Below are 15094 nucleotides of genomic sequence, written 5' to 3'. Positions count from 1 at the left end.
CATGGGCCTGCGCGAGAACGCAGCCGCGGCCGCCGGCCGCACGCTGGACGAAGCCGAGCCGCTCGGCGAGGCGACCGAGGTGCGCGAGGCACCGAACCTGGCCGAGCCCGACCTCGGCGACCTCAGCAAGGACGCCGAACCCACCACCTGCGCCACTGTGGCGTGGTCGCGGGTGATGGGCGAGGTCAGGGCAATCGGCAAGCACGAGGAGTTCAAGGGCGGCCGCGCCGGTAACTTCAACTTCCGCGGCATTGAGACCGCGCTGAACGCCTTCGGCCCGGCCTGCCGCAAGCACGGCGTGTTGGTGATCCAGCACAAGGTGGAAACCGAGTACCGGGACATCTCCACCAGCTCGGGTGGCCGGATGCGTGAGTGCACCGCTCTGGTCACCTTTCGGATCTACGGCCCGGACGGCTCGTACTTCGACTCGCAGGCTGCGGGCGAAGCATCGGATTCCGGCGGCCGGTCCACCCCGAAAGCCCAGTCGATCGCGTTGCGGACGCTGCTCATCAACAACGGGCTCGTGCCGACAGAGGACCGCGATGCAGACTCCGTCCACTTCGAGCGCGCGGAGCCCGTTGGCCCGTCGGCGGAGGAGTACCGGGACGAGCAGCTCGACCCGAAGACGAGCCCGTCCCGGCTGAACCAAATCCGCAACGAGCTGCGTACGCGCGGCATGTTGAACTCGAAGGTCACGAACGAGACGGGCGAGTTGGAGACGCTCGACTCGATCGGCGGCCGGATGTACCGCGAGCGCACCGGCGGTGGCGCATGATCCCCTGGCACACCCAGCGCATGGCCGCCCTCGACTTCGAATCCTCCGACAAGGACCCCGAGACCGCCCGCATCGTCACCTGCGCCCTCGTCCTCGTCGGCGGCGGCCTGCCCACCGACACCCGCACCTGGCTGCTCTCGCCGGGCGTGCCGATGGAGCCCGGGGCCATCGAGAAGCACAAGATCACGGACGAGTACGCCGCCGCCCACGGCATGCCCGCCGAGCAGGGCGTCGCCGAGATCGCCAAAGCGCTCGCCGAAGTTGTCGCCGCGCAGGTGCCGCTCGTGGGCCACAACATCGGCGGCTACGACCTCAACCTGATCGACCGCGAGTGCCGCCGTCACCTCGGCGACAGCCTCGAAGGGATCTGTCGCGAACCGCTCCGGGTCATCGACACCATGACCCTGGACCGGCATGCCGCCCCGTACCGGCGCCGGGTCTCGGAGACCCAGGGCCCATACCAGATGCGGACGACCGCCGAGACCTACGGCCTGAAGTGGGACGAGGAGCAGGCGCACGGCGCCAAGTACGACGCGCTGATGTCTGCGCGGGCCGCGTACAAGATGGGCGTCATCGCCCACACCGTGCCGCAGGACAGGCCCGACTGGGTGCTGAACCTGCGGAACCGGCGCGGCCCGTACGAGCGGTTCAACGACCTGGCGGGCATCACCGTCGAGGAGCTGCACCGCCGCCAGATCGTCTGGGCGAGGGAGGACGCCGCCTCGTATCAGGCGCGGCTGCGGGACCCGGTGAAGTCCGGGGAGAAGCACGTTGCGAATGCGGTGGTCGATGGGACGTGGCCGCTGCGCCCGGTCCCGGAGACCGAGGCGGGTGACCGCTGATGCGGACCTCGAAGCGTCGCCTCCGCGAGGAGAACGCCGACCTCCGCGCCCAGCTCGACCGCATGCGCACACGCGCCGAGACGGCCGAGGCCGCTGTCAAGACCGAGCGGAACGCCCGCGGTATCGCCGTCCGCCAGTTCTGCGAGGCCGACGCCACCAACGTGCGGCTGACCGGCCGCGTCCGGCACCTCACCGAGCTGCTGGCCAACTGCGGGAAGCAGGACGGCGCCGAGACCCGCCGCCTCAAGACGCGGCTGGAGAACATGCGCGCCGCCGTCCGGAAGTACCGCAAGGAGATGGACGGCCAGGCCCGGCTCATCCGCAACCAGAACGATCTGTTGGACCAGTTTTACGGCCTCGACACCCCGGCCATCGCGGCGGGCGAGCAGTGGCAGCAGCGGCGCCACGACAAGATCTCGGGGGTGACGCGGTGATCACCATCCTCCTCGGCACGCTGGTTGGCTCCGCGTTCATCTGGGCTCTCTGCCTGGCGCGTACGGCCGGTGTGCGGCGCGCGTCCCGTCCGGCCCACTCCGGACCTTTCCGGCCGGTGGCGAACGGCACGTGCTGGCACGTCTGCCACGACACCGCATGCGGACACATGACCACGCGGTGGATCCCCACCCCCGGCGGCACGCTCCGCTGCTCGAACGCCGCCCAGCACCGCGGCGACGCCCACCTCACCCGCACCACCACCGAGGAGGGCCGCGATGCCTGAACTCACCGACGCCCAGCTCGACCAGCTCATGGTTGACATCGGCCTCACGCAGCCCGCCCGCCGCCGAGGCCACCGGCCCCTCGCCCCTTGCGGAACCGTCTCCGCCTACCAGCGGCACGTCCGCAAGCACGAGCCCATCGACGAGGCATGTCGGCAGGCCAACACCGCCGCGAAGCGCAAGCAGACGGGAGCCGGGAAGTCCCTGGAGCCGATCACCAATCACGGCACGACCGGCGGCTACAAGCGCCACCTGTACCGCGGTGAGGCGCCCTGCGAGGACTGCCTGCTTGCCGAGCGTGAGCGCTCGCGGGAGCAGCACCGGGTCCGCCGTGCCCAGCAGCGGCGGAAGGGCGGCGCGTCGTGACCGCCCCGATCCTGCCGGGCCTTGAGCCCGCGCGTCCCGTCCCGGCCTCCGTGGCCGGGGCGGGCCCCGCACCCCGCACCATCGGCCTCGACCTCTCCCTCACCTCCACCGGCATCTGCCTCACAAGCGGCAGCACCTGCCGCATCAAGACCCGCCAGAAGGACGGCGACCGGCGGCTGAACCTGATCCGCGATCTCGTCCGTGCCGCCATCCGGGAGGAGCGCCCGCAGCTCGCTGTCATCGAAGACCTCCCTCGCCACGGCAAGGGCGCCGGAATCGTGGCCATGGTCCACGGCGTCGTCCGCGCCGAACTGGTCGACGCGCACGTGCCGTACGCCCTCGTCGTCCCCGCCACACTCAAAGCATTCGCCTGCGACCACGGCAGCGCCGACAAGGCCCGCATGGCTGCGGCCGCTTACCTCGCGGCTGGTGCCGAGTTCCTCGAGGACCCGGGCGGCGACCAGTGCGACGCCTGGTGGCTCCGCGCCGCCGGGCTCGACTGGTACGGGCAGCCGCTTTTCGGCCTGCCGGAGAAGCAGAGGGCGCGGCTGTCCAAGGTCCGCTGGCCCAACCTCGCGGAGGTGGCCCGATGAAGTACGAACAGCCACCGTCCACGCTCAGCTGGTACCACCTGCCGTGGCTCCTGTGCGCCGAGGCCGGGACACTCACGTACAACAGAGACCGCTACCGCGTGCACGGCGTCGCGAACAACGCTGTCGACGCCGAGATGCGCGGGTTGCTGGCTCACGGGCCCGACGGCATGGTCCTCACCGACCTCGGCCGCACCATGCTCGCCGACTGGAAGGCCAGCCCGGCGGGCCAGAAGTGGCTCGCCGAGTGGGACCTCGGCGAAGAGAGCGGCGACCAGGCCGACGTGGCTACGCCCACGGCGTCCCCGCGGCTGGCCTCCAGCGCCGACCAGCTCGACCTCTTCGGCCAGGCGGTGACTCGATGACCCCCACCGCCCACGCCGCCGGTACCTGGCTCCGCTACGCCGCATGCCGCGAAGTGGACCCCGAGCTGTTCTTCCCCGTCGGCAACACCCCCGACGCCATCGTGCAGACCAACGAGGCGCTGGCCGTCTGCCACCGCTGCCCGGTCATGGAGCTGTGTGCCGAGTGGGCTCTGGAGCGCCGGGTCGAGCACGGCATCTGGGGCGGGCTGACCGAGGCCCAACGCCGCACCGCCCTCCGCAAACGCGGCCGGGGCACCGGCACCGGCCGGAAGAAGGCGATGGCGTGACGGGCCGCGAACGCCTGGAGCGGGCGCTTCCCGAGTGCGGCCACTGGATCGGCGCCGACCGCCGCTACTGCCTGGCCAAGGACGAGGTGCACCCGTACCTCATCGGCGATCGCTGCCCGCTGCACACCCCCGCTGCGATGGCGGGCCGTCCGGAGCCGCAGCCCGGGCCGGGCTGGCCGGCCGCCGCCTGGACCACCCTCTCGCCGCTCTCGGCCAGCGCGGTGTTCGACGCCCGCGCGATCGCCTCCGGCAAGCGCCGCTCCCACCCCGCCGCGTACCGCGCCGCACAGGCCGCGGTCGCCACCAGGAAGGACACCGCCTGATGGACCAGGAACAGGCCGCACGCCTCACCTACGAGGCCATCGCGCACGCCGTCGCCGGAGAAGCCGACCAGGCCGCCACCAACCTGATCACGCTCGGTCAGGGCTCCGACGACAACCAGATGTACGGCGTCTGCTGCGCCATCGCCGAAGCCGGGGCTCACATGCTCCGCAAGATCTACGGCGACCGCGCGCCCAAGACCCCCGACGAGGGCATGTGGGCGATCCAACCGCTCAAGCCCGGCGCGGTCGACGAGAACCCGCCCAAGGCGTTCGCGGTCCGCTTCCTGATCGCCTACGCCAACGGCGACCAGCAAACGACTCTCGCGCTGTTCAACGCCGCTCTGCACTCCGACGGCAACCAGTACGTCGACTCGGTGTGCGCACTCCTGGCCGACGTCGCCGGGATCACCCGCCTCGCCATCGACCAGCGCACCACCTAACCGCCCTGCCGACCGGCCCGGGGCGGTCCACCTCACGCCACCGCCCCGGGCCCCAACCCAGGAGCCCACCATGGCCCACACCGACAACGAACTCCGCGACACCCTCACCACCCTCACCGAGCGGTGGGAGCAGATCGCCGCGAGCGCCGAGGCCCGCGCCGACGCCGCCGCCAACGGCACCCTTTCCGAAGTCGGCCACGCCCGCGCCCACACCATCCGCCGTCTGGCCCGCGACGTCGCCGACGTCCTGAACACCGGCCGCATCCCGCACGACCTCATGACCACCGCCGAGCTCGAGAACCACGGGAAGCCCGCAGCCGCTCTCAGAGGGGGCACCCGGTGAGCAAGAAGGACGCCGACCAGCTGATACGGCGCATCAAGAAGCAAGGCTTCACCGTCCGCCTCGGCGGCCGGGACCACTGGCGCATCACCTCACCCAGCGGCGAGACCATCACCGCGCCGAAGACCCCGAGCAGCGGCAACAGGTCACTGGCCAACATGCGCGCCAACCTCAAGCGGCTCGGAGCGCGCCTGTGAGCAGGGCAACCAACCTGGGGGCGTCGCGCCGGTCATGCGACCGGTGCGGCACCCCCGTGCTCCACCAGACCGCAGGCCTCCCATACACGGTCACCGCGGACGACGTACGGCACACCGCGGCCGAGGCCGCCGCGCTCACGACGCCGGATCGGCTCGCCTGGTGTCTGCGGGAGACGGCGGGCGGGATGCGGCTGGTGGAGGTGCTGCCGAGCGTGCACAGCCGGGACTGCCCGCGGCCGCATGTGGTCGAGCACGAATGCCCTGAGGGCACGCTGCCGGGGCGCCGGCCGGAGGGGGCTCTGTGCTGACGCGGTCAGGACTTCGTGATGTAGGGAGCCACCTGCTTCAGCAGCTCCAGTCGCTCCTCGTCGGGGAGCTTCGCGAGCGTCCTCATGTACGCCCGGTCGCGCTCGGCCTCTTCGTAGTAGTCAGCCGAGACGATCACGGCCTGCGGCTTTTCACGCCGCGTGAGCACGACGCGCTGCCCGAGCAGGCGCACCTTAGCGATCACCTCGGTCAGGTTGGCGCGGGCATCGGACACACCCATGCGCACCTCGTCGGACTCACTCATGCGCTCAGGGTACACGTCCGACCGTTGCGTCAGTCCGTCGCATTGTACAATTCGGGTACGGATCAGAGGCAGGAGAGACCGCCCTGACCTGCGACTTCGCCGCGCCCTTTTCCGTGACCTTCGAACTGTAGGAGCACCAACCCGTGGCCTGGTCCCGCATCGATGACTCGCTGCACTCCCACCCCAAGATCATGCAGGTGGGCAACGCCGCGACGGGCCTGTTCGTCCGGCTCATCTCATACGCCGGACAGCACCTGACCGACGGGTTCGTGCCCGCCTCCGTCGCCCGCTCATACGGCACCCCGCGCCTCCTCGCGTCCCTGTGTGACGCGAATCTGCTCGCCAAAGTCGATCCAAAGTCGAATCAAACTTCGGAAACGCACCCGCCCTTGCAAGGCCCGGGATACGTCATCCACGACTACCTCGACTACAACCCCTCCCGCGAACAGGTCCTCGCCGAGCGAGCGAAGAACGCCGCACGTCAAGAGGCTTTCCGGCAGCGCAGGCGCGGCAAGCCAATCCCGCCGGACGGCGCCGGAGCGCCTTCAAGTAACGGGTCGAGTAACGGCGTTACTAACGACACGACTAACGGCGCCCCGTCCCGTCCCGACCCGTCCCGACCCGATAGGGGTGGTACTGAGAGAGAGGACAGTGACCGTAGTGACGAGCGCGCGCACGAACCCGCTCTCTCTCTGATCCCGCCCGACTGGCAGCCCGGCCAAGACGACATCGCCGCCGCCCAGAACGCGCGCCTCACCAACGGGCAACCCGCACTCACCGGCGCCCAGCTCGCCGAGGTCACCCGCAAGTTCGTCCGCCGCCAGGCCGCCGACCGCCGCGCCGCCACCAATTGGGGCTCGCGGTGGCAGGAGTGGGCCGAACGCGAACGCCCCACCCCCGAGGTCCAACAGGGCACGTTCCTCGTCTCCCTCGACGGCGGCGCCACGGCCCCGCCCGTCGACCCCAAGACCGCCGCCCGCCGCGCCGCACGCGACGACCTCAACGCCATCGCCGCCGAACTCCGAGCCATGAACGGAGGCACCACGGCATGACCCCCGAACAGATCCCCGAACTCCTGCTCAACATCAGCTACGCCGACCCCCGAATCCTCCCCGACGACCCCACCGAACGCCGCGGCAAAGTCGCCATGTGGGCCGGAATCCTCCGCGACGTCCCATACGACTACGCCATCCACGCCGCCCAACAGCACTACGCCAACTCGCCATACCCCCTGCTGCCCGCCGACATCGCCACCCAATGGCGCGCCACCGTCCGCGAACGGCTCAACCGCCACACCGACCCGACACCATCCGCCGACCCTGACAACCCCACCGCCTACCGCACCGAGCTGCTGGGCACCCGCCACGCCGTCGCCTCCGGCCACACCGGCCCGACCGAATACCGGGCCATCACCAGCAGCGACCCCCACCCGGACCTCGCTGGCCACCTGAAAGGCATCGGCCGGTACGTGCCCGACCACGTCCGCGAACAACTCGCCCCCTACCGGCCCCTGCGCGCCGAACGCGAGGCCGCCGTCGCCGCCGGACGCCCCGACCCGCTCTCGGTCAAGTGCGGATGGTGCGACGCCCCGATCGGCGAACCCTGCCGCTCCCGCGTCGTCGACCTGGACGGCGCCGCCACCGCCAGCCGCCGCCGCAAGCCGCACCCCTCCAGGGTCGACGCGGCCACCGCCGCTGCCACCTACCGCACCCAGGAGACCGCGTGATCCGCATCGACCTCACCAACGTCGCCGCCGCCGACCGCCTCCTCGAAGCCCTCTACGTAGCAGCCGGCGCCCGCTCCGGCACCACCCAGGCCGCCGAGTGGCTCAACATCGCCGCCGAACTCGAAACCGGCATCGACCAGCTCCCACCGCAGTACCCGTTCGGCGACCAGCCGCGCGCACCCGGTTCCGACGGCGAACGCGCGCACGAGCCACCAGCCGCCGCCTGACCCGGCCCCAACCCCAGCCCGAACCAACGGGAGACCGCCGTGCTCACCCTCGCCACCAGCCTCCTCCTCACCGCCCTCATCGTCCTCGCCGCCGGCGCCCCACTCGGCATCTGGTCCCGGCCCCGCCGCCGCGGCCGGCACCGCGCGGACCGGCAGCTGCTCCGCCTCATCCACCACACCGACCGAAAGGCCAACCGATGACCAACCAGCCCAACCGCCTCGTACTCGCCGTCGACCGCGACGGCTGGACCAACGGCCTCCAACTCCAGATCGCCAACCTCGACGAGAACGGACACGGCAGCGGCTACCGCCTCGCTGGACCGAAGTACAACGGCTCGGGAAAGCGGCTGATCGAGGAGGAGCTGAGCGCGCGGGATGTTGCGGAGATCCGCAAGTTCCTCGACGAGGCGTACCCGCAGCCGCGACGGGTCCTTACCCCGGACGAGTACAGCGCCGCCTGGCACGCGGTCGAGGGCGCCGCGGGCGAGCCGGGCGCCGACCCCGGCACGGTCCTGCACGCGGTCCTCGACGCGCTCAGCATCCAGCCGCCGCCCACCGCATGACCCCCACCAGCAGGACGGCCGCCCGCTGCTCGAACCAGCGGGCGGCCGCCACCCCACCATCCCAGACCAAGGAGCACCCGATGATGACCGAACCCACCACCCCCGCCCCGGCCTCACGGTGCGCCGAGTTCGTGCCTGACACGCCCCGCGCACCGGGTCTCTGCGCCACGTGCGGAGACGCCCTCAGCTGGCACAAGCCCGCGCCTGTCCCGCTGTCGCAGGAGCGCGAGGCCGATATCCGCGATCGCGTGGCTGCTGGGCTGCCCGGACACAACGCGACCCGTACCGTCCTCGCCGAGCTGGACCGGGTCCGGGCCGAGCACGAGCCCTACGAGGGACTGACCGAGCAGGGATGCCAGGCCGGGAAGCACCCGACTTGGCTGATCGACTCGCCGGACCACCACGCCTGCCCCTGGTGCCAGATCGACCGCCTGAAGGCCGCGCTCACCCGCCTCGACGAGATGGCCACCGCGTGGCTGGACCAGCTGCCCGACGCGATCCGTACGGCGACCGCGGCCGAAGCCGTGCACCACGTCACCCGGACCGCCTTGGGCGCCCCGGCCGAGGGGACCGACCACTGATGGCCCGCTCCATCGGCATGGCCGCCGACGCCACCGTCTACCGCGCCGTCATCCAGTTCACCAACCGCGACGGCACCACCCGCACCGAGTACGAAGGCCCCTACGGCGGCATCGGCGCAGCCCGCGCCCGCGTCTCCTTCTGGACCAACCACCTCGCCGACATCGACGAGGAGACCGGCGAGCGCACCGGCACCAGCCGCGCCTCCGGGCACGTCGAGCGCGGCACGGTCAGCTGGGAGCGCGCCTGATGGCACGCCGCCGCTCCCGGCACCGCCGCGACCGCTCATGGATCGGTGACCTCGCCGACGCCATCGCCGACTTCCTCGCCTCGCTCTTCCCCCGCTGACCCGCCCAGCCCGGCCGCCGTCCACGCGGCTGGGCCCCGACCACCGGAGACCACCATGCCCACCACCAAACCGTGCCTGTCCTGCCGCCGCCCGCGCCGCCCTGGGCAATACCTCTGCCGCGCCTGCTGGTTCAAGATCCCCGGCCCCACCCGCAGCGCCCTGAACCAGCGCGACGACCGCGCCATGGCCCGGCTCCGCGAGCTGCACAGCCAGCTCGCCAACGACGTGCCGCTGTCCGAGATCCAGGTGACCCGATGACCGACACCAGCCCCACCGCCGAACAGCCACCCCAGCGCGGCCCCGTGACGCACCAGGCGCCTCACAGGCCCTCGACCAATCCCGAGGGTGCAGCGACCCGTGATCGGGCCGCAGATGGGCGCACAGCCGTTCGCCTCCCCGGCTTCATCGAGGTCGCCTCCTACCGCCACGACCACGGCCACCAAGCATGGGCCGCCCGCTGCTGGGGCAACGGACCATGCCCCGGCTGGCTCAGCGTCGACCACTACAGCGAGGAGTCCGCACAGCGCTGGGCGCGCCACCACCTCGCTGAAGACCACCCGGACACCACCCCGGACAGCCGGACAGACAGCCCGGACACCGAGCCGGACAGCACGGTGGACACCCAGACGGACAACCCCACGACCAGCACGGACAGCGTCCGGACAACCCCGGACGCCTGCCCCGACCACCCCGGCGCGCCCACCATCGGCGGCAGGTGCGGCGACTGCACCATCCACCCGGACGACCCGGCCGCGCGCCGCCCGCCCATGGACCCGGTGCACATCCTCGGCATCGGCGCCGCGGACGGCGCGACCGCCCCGGACGCCGAAGTGCGCGACAGCACCCTGCGCTACGAGCGGACCACAGGCCACAGCGCCGACTGCCCGGCCGGATTCGCTGACGTATGCGTGTGCGGCGACGGCACGGACAACGGGCTGCGCGAGCAGTACGCGGCCGCCGATGCCGCGACGTGGCGCGGGCGTGCCGAGTTCTACGAGACTGCCCTGGCCCGCATGCGTGACCGGGCCGAAGTCGCGGCCGTCCGCGCCAAGCGAGCCGAGGACGAGCGCGACCAGGCGTACCGCGAACGCGCCCACCTCCTCGCCTGGCTGTCGGCGCTCCACCCCGCCAACGCCGTCATCACCACCGCCACCGACATCGACGAGCCCGGATGGCAGCTGCTGTACCTCCTCGTCAGCGGCTGGCAAATGAGCTGGCACATCCACCCCCGCGACGCGCTGCTCTTCACCCACGTCGAACAAGTCGAGCCAACCGACCCCCGCGCCCAATGGGACGGGCACAGCACCAAGGTGAAGTACCAACGGATCCTGGAGCACGTCGCGCGCATCGCTGGCTGAGCATGACGGAGGGGCGTTCCCGGGCCAGGGGCCGGCCGGGAACGCCCCTCGGCGCCCATCCACCAACGCTGTTCAGCGTGCCACAGGCCGCGGGCATGGTGCGGCGACCGGATGCCACACGACTCAGGCCGGGGGCTGCACCTCCCAGACCTCGGCCACCGCTCCGTCGTGGTCGCGCACTTCGAAGCGCCCGGTCGGGACGGCGACGGCTCGCGTCTCTCCTGGCGCCAAGGGCCCCAGCACCATTTCCGGCATGGTCGAGGCGTCGTACCAGCGGCCATCTTCGTGCGGTGAGAGGAAGCCGGGCGGCAGGTTGGTGGCGGGGCGGATGACGATGTAGTCGGGTTCCCTCACGTGCTGCTCCCCGGTTCCGGCTGCGCGTCGCCGCGGCCGGGCTCTTGAAGGTCGGGGTGCGTGTCGAACATGAGCGTCGCCCTGGCGTCGTTCACGGCGTTGGTGAGGCCGCGGGTGTCTGCGGTGATCTCGACCTTGCGGGGCGGGGTGGCGCCGGGCTCGTGGTTCATACGGTGCTCCCCGGGTCGGCCGACTCCCCGGCAGCGGCGCGGCGTGGTGGCCGGCCGCCCTTGCGGGATCGACGTTGAGTCAGCTCCTGCTCGGCCATCTCGAGGTCGGCGAGGTCTTGGGCGTCGCCGTGCTTGGCGATGGTGTCTCGGACGTGGGCGACGAGGTCGGTGGTGCGGTCGGTGCCTTGTCGTTGGGTGACGCGTCCGTATGCCTCCCACATGACTTTCGGGATGCGGAAGCGGGTGATGAAGGTGTGGTCGGTGGCGTCGGTCATGCGGTCATGTTCCCACACGGATTCCCTCGACGAACAGCTTGTGTAGCCACACGGTTAGCGCTACTGTGTAGCTACACGGTTTCGAGCCAGGGGGACACGATGAGGATCACCAACCGCCAGACCACCACCCGCACCCTCACCGACCTCCACCGCGCATGGGACCGCCACCACCCCGCCACCATCACCTACACCAAGGCCGACGGCACCGAGACCATCCGCACCATCGAGATCTACGACATCCGCACCACCAGCAAGGGCGACGTCATCATCAAGGCCATGGACCGCACCAGCGGCGAGTCCCGCACCTTCCGCGTCGACCGCATCCAGGCGTACACGATCCACCGCACCGCCTACACCGTCGAGCGCGCCACCCCCACCGCCGCCGACCTCGGCATCCGCGTCACGGTCAACACCGTCGACGAGCTGGTCTGCCGCGAGCTGGCCCGCGAGGACCGCGACTACTGGGCCGACCGCTACGACGTCGAACCCGCCGCCTGATCCCACCCCACCGCCCGGCCCGCACCAGGGCCGGGCCACCCTCAAGGAGCAGTGCCGTGCGGCAGGTCACCCCCGGCGCCATCGACAAGACCGCCACCCACGCGTTCATGAACGGTTGCTGCGGCGGCCTGGCCATCGCCCTCCACGACGCCACCGGATGGCCCATCATCGCCGCGACCGTGAACAACGGCCTGGCCCTTCACTACATGGTCCGCACCCCCGACGGCCAGCTCCTCGACATCGAGGGCGCGCACCCCGCCGCCCACATCGTGGTCGACTACGAGCTCGACGCCGACGACGGCATCGTCACCCTCGCCGAGCAAACGCGCGAGTACGTCTGGTCCTCGTATCGCGACGAACTGGGCGAGCCGATCCCCATGAACGTCGTGCGCTCGTTCGTCGGCCCCGTCCTTAAGCTGGCGGGCGCGCCGGCCGCCTGACCGCACCACGGCGATCGGGCCCGCTCCGGAGGGTGGACGGAGCGGGCCTTGCTGTCTATACCCTTCACCCAACCGGCCCCGGCGAGTAGCCTCCCCAGCCCGGACTCGACCGAACGGTGGCAGCCATGAGCGACCACGAGATCCATGAGATCCACGACGGCGACGAGACCAGCTTCATCGCCGTCGCGAAAGGCACCTCCCAAGCCGAAGTCGAACAACTGGCCGCCCGTGCCCGCGCAGCCGCAGAGGCGACGCTGGCGGCCGACCAACCCGACGTCGAGTATGTCGCCCGCGAGATCTCCGGCTACGACACCGACTGCCGGGTCATCGCGACCCTTCCCAAGGCGCAGGCGGACGCGATGACCGAGGAGGAGCTCGCCGCGTGGGACGACGAGCGGCGCCGCGAATTCGAAGCGAAACAGCGCGCCAAAGAGGGCTCCGACGAGGGATAGCCCCGGTCACCTCCAGCCTGCTGCCCCACGGGACTTGGGGCGCCAACGCCTGTCACCGTTCCATCACAACGCCCCCACGCCACCACCGCGCCCCGCATGATGCCCCTCATCAACCACCATGGGGGGACACATGCACATCCGCACCACCACCACCACCACCGCGGCCGCCATCACCGCCGGCATCCTGCTGCTCGTCGGCTGCTCCAGCAACGACGACGGAGCCGAGCCCACCACGCCGAAGCACAGCACCGCCGCACCCACCGCGGCCCCGCTCAGCAAGGCGCAGATCGTCAGCCGCTGCATCACCGCCCTCGTCGACCAGGCCGCCGAAGACCCGTCCAGCGACGTCGGCGCCGACCGGCCCAAGGCGTGCGCTCAGCTGGACGACAGCCAGTACGCCGACGCCGTCCTCAAGGCCACCCAGCAGGCCAACGCGGCCGGGCGCGGCGAGCTACGGGATGAGATCGACAAGGTGACCGGCAGCACCGGCTGATCACCAGACGTCGGGGCCGCCGCCGCGCCACTCGATCAACGGTGACGCGGCGAGGTCGAGATCCTCCGCGTCCTCAAGGCCGGCGCGCCTGAGGAACTCGCGGAGGTCGGACGGCCCGTACGCCGTGCCGAGGATCGTGCCGTTCACGCGCACGGTCCGGCCGCCGGTGGGTGAGGGTGGCTGGACGATGACGTGCGGGGTACGGGCTGCCATGCGTCCAGCGTCCGCCGGGCCGGGGCCGGGCGCATGCGGGGCTACTCCTCGGCGGCCAGTCGCCGGGCGAGCGTGGCGGCCAGCTCGTCCGCGGCGTCCGAGCCCTCTCGGCGCAGCAGTTGTACCACGGCGCGCGCCTCGCCGATCGTGAGCAGCGGTCGCCGCTCTTCTGGCGCTTCGATCTGCGCCCATAGGCGCGCCTCGTCCATGCGCTACCCAACCGTCCCCGGGCGGCTGGGGTCACGGGCGCGAAGAAGCCCCACCTCTCTCGGCGAGGTGGGGCTTCCTGCTGTGCGGCTACGGCCGCCACTCCTCGCGGTAGCCGGGCCGGTCGGCGTAGACGGCCGCGAGGTGCCGCACCGCGTCGAAGTAGGCCGCTCGGAGCGACACAAGGGACCGTGCGCGTTCCCCCTCGGCCTCGAACGTCTCCCGGTCCATTCGCTCGTGCTCTAGGTAGAGGGCGAGCAGCTGCCGCTTGGCGTCGATCTCGCGCAGCACCCGAGCCGGATCATGACGGGCGATGTGCGGGTACTGCGTAGCGCCGCGCGTGTGCGTAGTCGGCAGGATCAGCGCGCCGCAGTCGTCCTCGACGACCATGCCGCCACCCCAGTCGGTTTCGCGAGCCGTCCAGCGGCCCGTCGCCGCCTGCGTCGCTTCGGCCGCGATCGCCGCGTCCTCGTCGAGCTGCTCGCCGAGCCACCGCACCAACTCATCCATCCGATGCCTCCGCCTGTTTCGCCTGGGCCGCCTTCCGGCGCTGCGCTCCGCTCACCCCGGCCGCGATCTGCTGCGCCCGAGCGGCGCTGACCCCGCCGCAGAGCCGACCGATCTCCTCCCACGTCTTTCCCTGGCCCTTCAACGCCTGCGCGCGCTGCTGTCGCAGCTCACGCAGCTTCACCTGATGATCAGGCCAGTCCTTCAACGCCTGAGAGACAGCGGCAGCGCACGCCGCGTCGTCCTCGATGGCCTCGAACGCCTTGATGGCTTCCACCAGGCGTGTCACCTCCTCGGGCTGGTCTGCCACTACCGCGCTCCTTCCTGCGGTGCGGCCGACACGACCTTAAACCCCGGGGTTGCGCCACTACAACCCCGGGGTTTAGCTTGGTCCTGCGAGGCCGCCTCTCGGTCTCGTGCTCCAACAACACGGCCCCAGCCGAGCTCTCACCTCCGGCTGGGGCCAGCCATCCACCTGCATCACCAGGAAGGACAGCCCGCATGAAGGGTAGCGAGACCACCCCGACCCAGGGAGCCCGCCGCACCATCGCGGTCGGCGCCATCACCGTGCGCGCCACCGCGGCCGGCGTCACCGGGGCCATCACCCCGCCCCCGCCCGCCGCGCTCGGCCTCGCCGTCCGCCGCGAGGGCCACGCCCCCGCCGCGCCCGCCCCGGCAGTGACCGCATGATCGGCCTCTGGCGCCGCGAGACGCCCGCCCCCGCGCAGCCCATCGTCGCCAACCCGGCGGCCCGGCACCGCAACGTGACGGTCAAGGACTGCACCGAGGACTACGCGATCGGCCAGTCCCAGCGCGCCGACGCCGCACGCCGCGCCCAGCAGGGAGGCCCCAGTGCGTGAGCCGCTGACCC

36 protein-coding genes are annotated in these 15094 nt (G+C 71.4%); 28 read left to right on the top strand and 8 right to left on the bottom strand.

Annotated elements, in window-relative coordinates; translation table 11 throughout:
* Position 1 precedes the first annotated feature (1 nt).
* The 13 genes from ACJX2R_RS27080 to ACJX2R_RS27020 all read left to right on the top strand — a co-directional run bounded on the left by ACJX2R_RS27080 (position 2) and on the right by ACJX2R_RS27020 (position 5549).
* On the top strand, positions 2-775 hold the full coding sequence (locus ACJX2R_RS27080) for an ERF family protein (RefSeq protein WP_413102272.1): 774 nt from the start codon (positions 2-4) through the stop codon (positions 773-775).
* Positions 772-1617, top strand: a complete 846-nt coding sequence (locus tag ACJX2R_RS27075; RefSeq protein ID WP_413102271.1) for an exonuclease domain-containing protein — start codon at positions 772-774, stop codon at positions 1615-1617. Before ACJX2R_RS27080 ends, ACJX2R_RS27075 begins: the two co-directional genes overlap by 4 nt.
* Positions 1617-2051 carry a hypothetical protein gene (locus ACJX2R_RS27070; RefSeq protein WP_413102270.1) on the top strand — a complete coding sequence of 145 codons (435 nt, stop codon included), beginning with the start codon at positions 1617-1619 and terminating at the stop codon, positions 2049-2051. Before ACJX2R_RS27075 ends, ACJX2R_RS27070 begins: the two co-directional genes overlap by 1 nt.
* On the top strand, positions 2048-2335 hold the full coding sequence (locus tag ACJX2R_RS27065) for a hypothetical protein (RefSeq protein ID WP_413102269.1): 288 nt from the start codon (positions 2048-2050) through the stop codon (positions 2333-2335). The genes ACJX2R_RS27070 and ACJX2R_RS27065 overlap by 4 nt, the downstream gene beginning before the upstream one ends.
* Positions 2328-2699: a hypothetical protein gene (locus ACJX2R_RS27060; RefSeq protein WP_413102268.1), complete on the top strand. Its 372-nt coding sequence runs from the start codon at positions 2328-2330 to the stop codon at positions 2697-2699. Before ACJX2R_RS27065 ends, ACJX2R_RS27060 begins: the two co-directional genes overlap by 8 nt.
* Positions 2696-3292, top strand: coding sequence for a hypothetical protein (locus ACJX2R_RS27055; RefSeq protein ID WP_413102267.1), 597 nt, complete (start codon positions 2696-2698; stop codon positions 3290-3292). Before ACJX2R_RS27060 ends, ACJX2R_RS27055 begins: the two co-directional genes overlap by 4 nt.
* Positions 3289-3654 carry a hypothetical protein gene (locus ACJX2R_RS27050; RefSeq protein ID WP_413102266.1) on the top strand — a complete coding sequence of 122 codons (366 nt, stop codon included), beginning with the start codon at positions 3289-3291 and terminating at the stop codon, positions 3652-3654. The genes ACJX2R_RS27055 and ACJX2R_RS27050 overlap by 4 nt, the downstream gene beginning before the upstream one ends.
* Positions 3651-3941, top strand: a complete 291-nt coding sequence (locus ACJX2R_RS27045; RefSeq protein WP_413102265.1) for a WhiB family transcriptional regulator — start codon at positions 3651-3653, stop codon at positions 3939-3941. The genes ACJX2R_RS27050 and ACJX2R_RS27045 overlap by 4 nt, the downstream gene beginning before the upstream one ends.
* On the top strand, positions 3938-4264 hold the full coding sequence (locus ACJX2R_RS27040) for a hypothetical protein (RefSeq protein WP_413102264.1): 327 nt from the start codon (positions 3938-3940) through the stop codon (positions 4262-4264). The genes ACJX2R_RS27045 and ACJX2R_RS27040 overlap by 4 nt, the downstream gene beginning before the upstream one ends.
* Positions 4264-4704 carry a hypothetical protein gene (locus ACJX2R_RS27035; protein WP_413102263.1) on the top strand — a complete coding sequence of 147 codons (441 nt, stop codon included), beginning with the start codon at positions 4264-4266 and terminating at the stop codon, positions 4702-4704. The genes ACJX2R_RS27040 and ACJX2R_RS27035 overlap by 1 nt, the downstream gene beginning before the upstream one ends.
* Before the next feature lie 70 nt (positions 4705-4774).
* Positions 4775-5047, top strand: a complete 273-nt coding sequence (locus ACJX2R_RS27030; RefSeq protein WP_413102262.1) for a hypothetical protein — start codon at positions 4775-4777, stop codon at positions 5045-5047.
* Positions 5044-5241 carry a hypothetical protein gene (locus ACJX2R_RS27025; RefSeq protein WP_413102261.1) on the top strand — a complete coding sequence of 66 codons (198 nt, stop codon included), beginning with the start codon at positions 5044-5046 and terminating at the stop codon, positions 5239-5241. The genes ACJX2R_RS27030 and ACJX2R_RS27025 overlap by 4 nt, the downstream gene beginning before the upstream one ends.
* On the top strand, positions 5238-5549 hold the full coding sequence (locus ACJX2R_RS27020; protein WP_413102260.1) for a hypothetical protein: 312 nt from the start codon (positions 5238-5240) through the stop codon (positions 5547-5549). Before ACJX2R_RS27025 ends, ACJX2R_RS27020 begins: the two co-directional genes overlap by 4 nt.
* A 5-nt stretch (positions 5550-5554) precedes the next feature.
* Here the strand turns inward: ACJX2R_RS27020 and ACJX2R_RS27015 are convergent, their stop codons facing one another.
* Positions 5555-5812 (bottom strand): type II toxin-antitoxin system Phd/YefM family antitoxin, encoded by a 258-nt coding sequence (locus tag ACJX2R_RS27015; protein WP_413102259.1) that lies wholly within the window; start codon positions 5810-5812, stop codon positions 5555-5557.
* A gap of 143 nt (positions 5813-5955) precedes the next feature.
* On the opposite strand from ACJX2R_RS27015, the gene ACJX2R_RS27010 reads away from it, so the two are divergent.
* The 9 genes from ACJX2R_RS27010 to ACJX2R_RS26970 all read left to right on the top strand — a co-directional run bounded on the left by ACJX2R_RS27010 (position 5956) and on the right by ACJX2R_RS26970 (position 10614).
* Positions 5956-6864 (top strand): hypothetical protein, encoded by a 909-nt coding sequence (locus ACJX2R_RS27010; RefSeq protein WP_413102258.1) that lies wholly within the window; start codon positions 5956-5958, stop codon positions 6862-6864.
* Entirely contained in the window at positions 6861-7538 is a 678-nt protein-coding gene (locus ACJX2R_RS27005) for a hypothetical protein (protein WP_413102257.1), read from the top strand. The genes ACJX2R_RS27010 and ACJX2R_RS27005 overlap by 4 nt, the downstream gene beginning before the upstream one ends.
* Positions 7535-7765 (top strand): hypothetical protein, encoded by a 231-nt coding sequence (locus tag ACJX2R_RS27000; protein ID WP_413102256.1) that lies wholly within the window; start codon positions 7535-7537, stop codon positions 7763-7765. Before ACJX2R_RS27005 ends, ACJX2R_RS27000 begins: the two co-directional genes overlap by 4 nt.
* 39 nt (positions 7766-7804) lie before the next feature.
* Entirely contained in the window at positions 7805-7966 is a 162-nt protein-coding gene (locus tag ACJX2R_RS26995; protein ID WP_413102255.1) for a hypothetical protein, read from the top strand.
* Entirely contained in the window at positions 7963-8328 is a 366-nt protein-coding gene (locus ACJX2R_RS26990; protein ID WP_413102254.1) for a hypothetical protein, read from the top strand. Before ACJX2R_RS26995 ends, ACJX2R_RS26990 begins: the two co-directional genes overlap by 4 nt.
* Before the next feature lie 80 nt (positions 8329-8408).
* Complete coding sequence (locus ACJX2R_RS26985; protein ID WP_413102253.1) at positions 8409-8909, top strand: hypothetical protein; 501 nt, start codon at positions 8409-8411, stop codon at positions 8907-8909.
* A complete protein-coding gene (locus ACJX2R_RS26980; RefSeq protein ID WP_413102252.1) occupies positions 8909-9157 on the top strand; it encodes a hypothetical protein in 249 nt (82 codons plus the stop codon). The genes ACJX2R_RS26985 and ACJX2R_RS26980 overlap by 1 nt, the downstream gene beginning before the upstream one ends.
* A gap of 153 nt (positions 9158-9310) precedes the next feature.
* Entirely contained in the window at positions 9311-9514 is a 204-nt protein-coding gene (locus ACJX2R_RS26975; RefSeq protein ID WP_413102251.1) for a hypothetical protein, read from the top strand.
* Positions 9511-10614, top strand: coding sequence for a hypothetical protein (locus tag ACJX2R_RS26970; protein ID WP_413102250.1), 1104 nt, complete (start codon positions 9511-9513; stop codon positions 10612-10614). Before ACJX2R_RS26975 ends, ACJX2R_RS26970 begins: the two co-directional genes overlap by 4 nt.
* A gap of 123 nt (positions 10615-10737) precedes the next feature.
* On the opposite strand, the gene ACJX2R_RS26965 is transcribed toward ACJX2R_RS26970, so the two are convergent.
* From ACJX2R_RS26965 to ACJX2R_RS26955, 3 genes are read right to left on the bottom strand one after another with little or no spacing between them, the layout of a single operon-like run.
* A complete protein-coding gene (locus ACJX2R_RS26965; protein WP_413102249.1) occupies positions 10738-10968 on the bottom strand; it encodes a hypothetical protein in 231 nt (76 codons plus the stop codon).
* Complete coding sequence (locus ACJX2R_RS26960; protein WP_413102248.1) at positions 10965-11138, bottom strand: hypothetical protein; 174 nt, start codon at positions 11136-11138, stop codon at positions 10965-10967. Before ACJX2R_RS26960 ends, ACJX2R_RS26965 begins: the two co-directional genes overlap by 4 nt.
* The gene (locus tag ACJX2R_RS26955) at positions 11135-11413 is read right to left on the bottom strand and encodes a hypothetical protein (RefSeq protein ID WP_413102247.1); all 279 of its coding nucleotides are present in this window, start codon (positions 11411-11413) and stop codon (positions 11135-11137) included. The genes ACJX2R_RS26960 and ACJX2R_RS26955 overlap by 4 nt, the downstream gene beginning before the upstream one ends.
* A gap of 99 nt (positions 11414-11512) precedes the next feature.
* Here ACJX2R_RS26955 and ACJX2R_RS26950 point away from each other — a divergent pair, with 99 nt between their 5' ends.
* From ACJX2R_RS26950 to ACJX2R_RS26935, 4 genes are all read left to right on the top strand, one after another.
* Positions 11513-11911: a WYL domain-containing protein gene (locus ACJX2R_RS26950; protein WP_413102246.1), complete on the top strand. Its 399-nt coding sequence runs from the start codon at positions 11513-11515 to the stop codon at positions 11909-11911.
* A 56-nt stretch (positions 11912-11967) separates the two neighbouring features.
* Positions 11968-12351 carry a hypothetical protein gene (locus tag ACJX2R_RS26945; protein ID WP_413102245.1) on the top strand — a complete coding sequence of 128 codons (384 nt, stop codon included), beginning with the start codon at positions 11968-11970 and terminating at the stop codon, positions 12349-12351.
* Between the two features lie 125 nt (positions 12352-12476).
* On the top strand, positions 12477-12803 hold the full coding sequence (locus ACJX2R_RS26940; RefSeq protein WP_413102244.1) for a hypothetical protein: 327 nt from the start codon (positions 12477-12479) through the stop codon (positions 12801-12803).
* A gap of 130 nt (positions 12804-12933) precedes the next feature.
* Entirely contained in the window at positions 12934-13296 is a 363-nt protein-coding gene (locus ACJX2R_RS26935; RefSeq protein ID WP_413102243.1) for a hypothetical protein, read from the top strand.
* Here ACJX2R_RS26935 and ACJX2R_RS26930 read toward each other — a convergent pair whose 3' ends face one another.
* The 4 genes from ACJX2R_RS26930 to ACJX2R_RS26915 all read right to left on the bottom strand — a co-directional run bounded on the left by ACJX2R_RS26930 (position 13297) and on the right by ACJX2R_RS26915 (position 14533).
* On the bottom strand, positions 13297-13509 hold the full coding sequence (locus ACJX2R_RS26930) for a hypothetical protein (protein WP_413102242.1): 213 nt from the start codon (positions 13507-13509) through the stop codon (positions 13297-13299).
* Positions 13510-13550: 41 nt separating this feature from the next.
* The gene (locus ACJX2R_RS26925; protein ID WP_413102241.1) at positions 13551-13718 is read right to left on the bottom strand and encodes a hypothetical protein; all 168 of its coding nucleotides are present in this window, start codon (positions 13716-13718) and stop codon (positions 13551-13553) included.
* Positions 13719-13806: 88 nt separating this feature from the next.
* Entirely contained in the window at positions 13807-14226 is a 420-nt protein-coding gene (locus ACJX2R_RS26920) for a DUF6221 family protein (RefSeq protein ID WP_413102240.1), read from the bottom strand.
* The gene (locus ACJX2R_RS26915) at positions 14219-14533 is read right to left on the bottom strand and encodes a hypothetical protein (protein ID WP_413102239.1); all 315 of its coding nucleotides are present in this window, start codon (positions 14531-14533) and stop codon (positions 14219-14221) included. The genes ACJX2R_RS26920 and ACJX2R_RS26915 overlap by 8 nt, the downstream gene beginning before the upstream one ends.
* Positions 14534-14724: 191 nt before the next feature.
* Here ACJX2R_RS26915 and ACJX2R_RS26910 point away from each other — a divergent pair, with 191 nt between their 5' ends.
* Together ACJX2R_RS26910 and ACJX2R_RS26905 are read left to right on the top strand one after the other, a co-directional pair.
* The gene (locus tag ACJX2R_RS26910; protein ID WP_413102238.1) at positions 14725-14913 is read left to right on the top strand and encodes a hypothetical protein; all 189 of its coding nucleotides are present in this window, start codon (positions 14725-14727) and stop codon (positions 14911-14913) included.
* Positions 14910-15083, top strand: a complete 174-nt coding sequence (locus ACJX2R_RS26905; protein WP_413102237.1) for a hypothetical protein — start codon at positions 14910-14912, stop codon at positions 15081-15083. Before ACJX2R_RS26910 ends, ACJX2R_RS26905 begins: the two co-directional genes overlap by 4 nt.
* The last annotated feature ends 11 nt before the right edge of the window (positions 15084-15094 follow it).

It is taken from the genome of Streptomyces sp. Inha503 (genome assembly GCF_047215865.1).
In the GTDB taxonomy this organism is placed as follows: Bacteria; Actinomycetota; Actinomycetes; order Streptomycetales; family Streptomycetaceae; genus Streptomyces; species Streptomyces lycopersici.
This window is presented reverse-complemented; position numbering and strand designations above follow the sequence as displayed.